We start from the raw sequence: 5,089 nt of genomic DNA, 5'->3' as shown, positions 1-5,089 counted from the left end.
CTGTCCCACAGTTCGAGTCATGGTTTTTCCAGCAGGAACGCAGGTCACACGCTCGATCCCGTCGCCTTTATCCTCAACGCCGCGCACCATGCGTCTGCCGCAGATCTGCCTATCGCTGGATCGAACACGTGCCCGTGAAAGGAGAAGGCTATGTTTGCGATCATCGACGCGCACGGCAGGGTCGCGCAGGCCGGGCGTGTACTCCGGCCTCGGTATCTGCTGTCGCTCGTAGCGGCCATGTTTGCGGTCTATCTCGCCGTGCTGCATCCCTGGCTGCTGCGCTGGGGTGCCACCGCTGCCGAGCAGCAGATGATCTTGCCCGGCGATGAACTGGCGCAGCCGTCTGCGGTACGTGCTACTCGCGCCGTGACGATCGACGCTCCACCGGAGAAGATCTGGCCCTGGCTGCTCCAGATTGGACAGGATCGGTCGGGATTCTACAGCTACACCTGGCTGGAAAATCTCGCGCTCGCGGCCATGCCGGAAGTCCACGAGATCCGGCCCGAATGGCAGCAGCGCCAGATCGGCGATCGGGTGCCGATGGCTCGCCAGGATGTCTTCGGCGGTCCGATGCGCGATGTCACCACGCTACCGGTCGATGTGCTACAGCCGGGACAGGCGATCGGGCACCTGCCCTGCGTGTATGTGCTTCAGCCGATCGATGCTCGGAGCACGCGCCTGCTCTGCCGCGAGTACAACACGATGCCGCTGCTGGTGCGCTGGCTGCTCTGGGACCCGATGCACTTCACGGTTGAGCGCCGTATGATGCTCGGCATCAAGGCCCTGGCGGAAGGCCGCGTGTACCCGCAACCGGCGCTGGCAATACCGGCGCGGATCGGGTGGGCGGCGGTCGGCATCGGCGTGCTCGGCCTGTTTCTCGCTCAACGCCGACGATGGCCGTGGCTGCTCGTGCCCTCGGCGGTAGCTGCGCCCGTGCTGTTGACCACCGGAAACGCCGACGGAGCGCTGGCCGGATTTCTGGCCGTTGGGATCACGCTGCTTGGCGCGCTGCTCTGGGGCCGACGCTGGTGGCCGCCTTTCAGCCTGATCGCCGCGCTGGTGCTGCTGGTGCTGCTGGTCACGCCTGAGGCGTATGTCGCGTTCGGCTTGATCTTCGACCTCCTGATCCTGCTGGCAATAGCGGTCGCGCTTGGCTCGCGGCAGCGCCACCAGCCCGCTGCCATGCGCGGCCCGACGCCCGGAGCTGTATGAGCGCGCGGAGCGGCAGAACGATCCGACAGTGGGACGCACGATTGCCGTGGTCTGGTATTTCACTGATTTCGGCCTACGGCCCGGCGAGAGCTACCGCTACGCCGCGCAGCCTATAATCCATCGGGCACGATCATCTCCTCGTCGGCTCCCGTCTCGGCCAGGACCACGCCGTCCACGACCATCAGAAGCCGCTACATCGATCCCGCGCTGACCCAAGCAGCGCAGCAAGCGGCGAAGGCGCAGCTTGAGAAGGACATCATCCTGGCCGACCTGAACTATGTGGAGATCTCGATTCGATCGACGACCGGCCAGGGGAATGCGCCGCGTGATGTCGTCACCTGCTACATCGACGGCCTGAAGCTCGTTGAAAAGGAAGTGGCAGGGATGACACGCTTGGTTCAGCCTGCGGCAGAACGATGCTGCCGCAGGCTATCTCTACCCGCGATGTTCGTCGGCTACCAGATATACGGGATGAGCCGATATTTCACATGTGCCATATACGCATCATATCCGGGCAGCTCGGCTCGGAGCAAGCGCTCCTCCTGCACCGCGCGCAGCGCTATGCCGACGGCGAGGAGCAGCACCAGGACGAAGCCATACCACGATCCCAGCAACAGGGTTGTGCCGACCAAGAAGATGATCGCGGTGGCATACATCGGATGGCGCACGTACCGATACGGTCCCGTGGATACGACTGTTTGCCCGCGCTCGGCTTGCAGACGCACGGCAGGCGACAGGTACGAGTTTTCGCGAAACGTCAGGAAAAAGAGGTAGAACGAGGCCAGCAGCAGAATCGCTCCGAGCACCTGGAGCCAGCCTGGCATCTGGGACCAGTGGAACCGCACCGCGTCGAGCGGCATCGCGATCAGCCAGGCAAGAAAGATCAGGTTTGCCACTCCGAAGAACACCTTATCCCAGGTCTGCTGATCGGGCTTGCCGATCCCGGTCATGCGCTCCGTTAGCAAGCCGGGGTTGTTGCGCAGCAACCATAGGCTGATCGCGACCGTGAAGCCAAAGAACAGCACGAGAAAGGCCCAGCCGGCAGGCCAGGCCACGGTGCCTGCCGCCAAAAACAGGGCCAGCGCGAAGACCACGAACATACCGACGATTTGTACCGTGAGCAGCTTAAGATTGACCGTCATAGCACACCTCCTGCAACGACGCGGGAGCGAACAACTCGTGCTTACCGCCGCAGTATATGACGTGTTCGCCCGCTTCTCTGCACGCTGCTATGTAGGCATGTCTGGCAAGCGCTTCGTTCCCGGCTACAGCCAGTGCCGCCGCCAGAAGAGGACTCCCACTATCACTGAGATGATGAGTGAGAGCAGCAGCAATCCACTAAAGGCAAGCGGCGATTTCTGAAATGGGAGGCCAACATTCATGCCATAAAGACTAGCAATGATCGTCGGAAAGCTGAGAATAACCGTAAAAGCCGCCAAAACTTTCATGACGACATTCAAGTTGTTCGCAATGATCGACGCAAATGCATCCATCATCTGACTCAATATATCTCCTGAAATCGACGTCATCTCTGTCGCCTGAGCATATTCGATCATGACATCCTCCAGCAGGTCATAGTCGTCCGGCTCAGGATTAATAATATGACCTTTCTGTAAATGTTCGACAATCAGTTGATTAGCTTTCAGGCCGGTCGTGAAATACACGAGGCTTTTCTGGAACTTGAGTAAGTCGAATAGTTCTTGATTCCGCAGTGATGCTCTGAGGCGGGCTTCGGTTTGCTCAATGCCCTGATTGATTTGCTGTACGTGCGCTACGTACTGCTGTGCTGTTTCGAGCAGAATGAGCAATATAAGTCGTTCGCGGTGGGGGATAGCGTGATGGGTGGTAATAAGCAGGTCGATCAGTGGGAGGGCGACACGTGAGATGGTGATGATTGCTGTCTCGTTGAGGATGATGCCAAGGGCGACGGTTTGATACGGAATATCAGCGATTGGACCCACGTAGTGCGGAATTCGCAAGATGATCAGGGATTGCCCCTGATCGTGGTCGATGCGCGCCAGCTCATCGATGTCCAGCGCGTGGGACACAAACGCTGGCGGCACTGCTGCTAACTGGACGAGCCGATCAATTTCAGTGGCGGAGGGATCGGTAACGTGAAGCCAGCATCCCGGCATAAAGGTTTCAACTCGTTGAAGAGCCTTACCATCTAGCTGAAAAATAGTAAGCATCAGCGCGCTCCAGTAGCACTGAGTGTCTTCTGCTCTCCCTGGTGAGTCTTTGCATCATACAGGAAAGCACGTAATACGCAAGACCGGATCCGAGCGCTGTCGTCCACAGGTATCAGCGAGCATTCACGATCTCGCTGCTGCCTGTCGGTCTGCACCTCGAATCTGGCCCGTTTCAAGCAACATCCAGCAGGTGATGGATATGACGACCGCCGGAAACGAATTCTACAGCGCCTTCGCCGCGCTTCCCGCGCTGGGCAATTTCCTCGACGAGATGCGGTAATACCGGGCAGGAGCGACGCGCCGGATCGGACGGGACTTCGGCAGCGGCGGGGCGCGGACAAGCCGCCAGCGCAGGGGTGCAATTGTTTGAGCGCCGCTCTGCAAGGGCTAGACACGCGAAGGGATCATCTGGTATTGTGTACCGACAACCTGACGGCTCAGGTAACTCTGGCTAGCAACACGATCCAGTTGGAAGCAAGGGGACGATGGAGCCTATGATCGAAGCAGATCAACGCAATCCACAGAGCACCGCGTCTGCGGGCACCGCATCACCTGGCACGATCGATCGATCCACCACCGCCGATCCGACCCTCACGATGGGAGAGACGCAGCGACGGCGCGGCCTGGCTCGCTGGCTCTATCCCGAAGAACTTCTGGCAATTGCGCTACTCCTGGTTACTGTCGGTATCAACATCAGCATCCACCGTACGCTGAATACGGAGATCTTGTACCAGAACGTCAGCACCTACCGCACGCTCTTCCAGGGCCAGATCGAATATTTTCTTCGCGCTCTGCGCTACTGCGTGATCGGCTTCATGGTCTGGCACGGCCTGCGCTGGATGCTGGGACGACCACTGCATCTGCTCGCATGGCGACGGCCCGACACGCTGATTCTGGCAGCACGGGCTATGCTCGTCTATTTCTTCTGCGCCGTCGCCTTCGGGAATCTGCAAGGATTTATCCGGCGGCTCAGCCCGATCGACCGCGACGACTGGCTGATCGTGATCGACCGGGTGATCTTTCTGGGCTACGAGCCGCTCAAGCTGCTGGAGCCGCTGGTGACGCCGTGGCGCGTCAATTTCATGATGCAGATCTACATCAGCATGATGATCATGCCCTTCGTAACGATGGTTGTTTTCCTGCACCAGGGCAAGCTGCGCGCCTTCCGCAATACGATCGTATCGCTGGTGCTTGGCCTGATCGTCTCCTATCCGGGCTACCTGATCATGCCCGCGATCGGCCCGCAGTACACGCTGCGCCACCTGTTTGTGCGCCGCGTCTTCGACGTAGAGGCCATGCTGAGCCACGGGATCGACCGGCTGACCCGCGACACGTTTCCCAGCGTGCATACCGCCGTCAGCGTTATTTGTATGATCCTGGTCTGGCGCTACAGCACCAGCCGGATCTACCGGATCGCCTTTGCCGTCTGGGCGCTCAGCATCGTCTTCTCGACGATGTACCTGCGGTTTCACTATGTGTTCGATGTCATCGTCGGCGTGCTCGTCTCGATCTTCGTGACCTGGCTTGGTCCCCGCTTCAACGACTGGTATCTCGGACGGGCAGAGCCGGACGCGCAACCGACCGCCTGATCTGGCAGATCGCAGAGGTGGAGCGTTTCGCGCGAGCCGTCCGAAACGCTCCACAAGCAACCGACCGCGTATCACTCCCCGCGTGGTTACTTCCCAAAC

At 59.8% G+C, this 5,089-nt stretch carries 4 protein-coding genes; 2 read left to right on the top strand and 2 right to left on the bottom strand.

Annotation, left to right across the window (positions count from 1 at the left end):
* Positions 1 to 150 precede the first annotated feature (150 nt).
* Positions 151 to 1,212: a hypothetical protein gene (locus VFZ66_18575; GenBank protein HEX6291196.1), complete on the top strand. Its 1,062-nt coding sequence runs from the start codon at positions 151 to 153 to the stop codon at positions 1,210 to 1,212.
* Between the two features lie 455 nt (positions 1,213 to 1,667).
* Here VFZ66_18575 and VFZ66_18570 read toward each other — a convergent pair whose 3' ends face one another.
* The gene (locus VFZ66_18570; protein HEX6291195.1) at positions 1,668 to 2,354 is read right to left on the bottom strand and encodes an isoprenylcysteine carboxylmethyltransferase family protein; all 687 of its coding nucleotides are present in this window, start codon (positions 2,352 to 2,354) and stop codon (positions 1,668 to 1,670) included.
* 123 nt (positions 2,355 to 2,477) lie between these two features.
* Complete coding sequence (locus VFZ66_18565) at positions 2,478 to 3,401, bottom strand: magnesium transporter CorA family protein (protein ID HEX6291194.1); 924 nt, start codon at positions 3,399 to 3,401, stop codon at positions 2,478 to 2,480.
* A gap of 494 nt (positions 3,402 to 3,895) precedes the next feature.
* Here VFZ66_18565 and VFZ66_18560 point away from each other — a divergent pair, with 494 nt between their 5' ends.
* Positions 3,896 to 4,990, top strand: a complete 1,095-nt coding sequence (locus tag VFZ66_18560) for a phosphatase PAP2 family protein (protein ID HEX6291193.1) — start codon at positions 3,896 to 3,898, stop codon at positions 4,988 to 4,990.
* The last annotated feature ends 99 nt before the right edge of the window (positions 4,991 to 5,089 follow it).

The sequence above is a fragment of the Herpetosiphonaceae bacterium genome (assembly GCA_036374795.1).
GTDB lineage: Bacteria > Chloroflexota > Chloroflexia > Chloroflexales > Kallotenuaceae > LB3-1.
The sequence above is the reverse complement of the archived record's forward strand: the minus strand, read 5'-3'. Positions and strand labels throughout refer to the sequence as shown.

Bases quoted from the DNA above. Each gene is read 5' to 3' on its own strand.
- VFZ66_18560 (HEX6291193.1), top strand. From the start codon at position 3,896: ATGATCGAAGCAGATCAACGCAATCCACAGAGCACCGCGTCTGCGGGC.
- VFZ66_18570 (HEX6291195.1), bottom strand. From the start codon at position 2,354: ATGACGGTCAATCTTAAGCTGCTCACGGTACAAATCGTCGGTATGTTC.
- VFZ66_18565 (HEX6291194.1), bottom strand. From the start codon at position 3,401: ATGCTTACTATTTTTCAGCTAGATGGTAAGGCTCTTCAACGAGTTGAA.
- VFZ66_18575 (HEX6291196.1), top strand. From the start codon at position 151: ATGTTTGCGATCATCGACGCGCACGGCAGGGTCGCGCAGGCCGGGCGT.